We start from the raw sequence: 901 nt of genomic DNA on the forward strand, positions 1-901 counted from the left end.
GATGCCGCGAATACTCGCGGTCCTTGTTCCAGGAGAAAGTGAATTCGGGCCGACCGTGCATTTCAAGCCACGAGCCCAAGGGCGCCTCGTTCGGATTCCATACCTCCCCCTGTTTGGTTCGAACGGTGATGTCGGTGACGGCCTTCCCGACGTCGTGAACGAGACCCGCCAATGCGCATGCGAGGATCCAGCGGCCTCGGTTGTGAAAGGCAACGTCGGGCGCTTCGGAAAAGTCGAAGATCTTGTTCTTCGAAATGTTGACTGCGTAGAGCGCCGTTTCGAGCGAATGCGCGAAAAGGCCGCCGTAGCCCCGATGATGTGTGTCCTGAGATGCCGAGAGCAAATGCACGAAATTCGCAACGTTCCAGACGGCAGGCAGGAAATAGCGCTCAAGATCCTCGTCCGAGAGCGGCATCGCGCTGCAAATCCTGCGGATGAGACCGCCCTGTTGGTTGAAAACCTGAAGGACCGTAAAGGACCTGTTGAATCTCGGGTCGGGCGGCCACTTCGTATCGCGCAGATACGCATCGCTCTCTTCGGGCAGATCCGCAATTTTGAGCGGCTGCGCAGCACGTTCGATTGCGTCGCCCGCTTGTTTGGGCGCTTCGGTTTCATCGGCGGCGTCTTTGTCCGCGCGTTTGATTCCGAACAGCCGAGAGAAGATCCACATGCCACGTCCTCAAAGAAACGCTCGGCCGACGGAGCGGTTCTCTCATGGGTGTCGTGGGCCTGCTGTATCGCCGCTTCCTCCCAACCCTCCGTTTGCCGCGCAGTTTGCATCTTGCACGAGCGCCTGTCGGCGCAATGCCGCAGCGGAGGTTGAATTCTGACCTCTCGCCCTGAAAGGCGTACGGTTCAGGGGAATCAAAATCGTTTCTGCGCTCGAGCGGCGGACGCCGCC

The 901-nt window shown here is 59.4% G+C and carries 1 protein-coding gene; it reads right to left on the reverse strand.

The window, feature by feature from the left end:
- The coding region (locus tag H6A60_RS11845) for a TraI domain-containing protein (protein WP_205104886.1) at positions 1-670 on the reverse strand (670 nt) is incomplete at its 3' end.
- Positions 671-901: the final 231 nt, after the last annotated feature.

Source organism: Sutterella massiliensis (assembly GCF_016899755.1).
Lineage (GTDB): Bacteria > Pseudomonadota > Gammaproteobacteria > Burkholderiales > Burkholderiaceae_F > Sutterella > Sutterella massiliensis.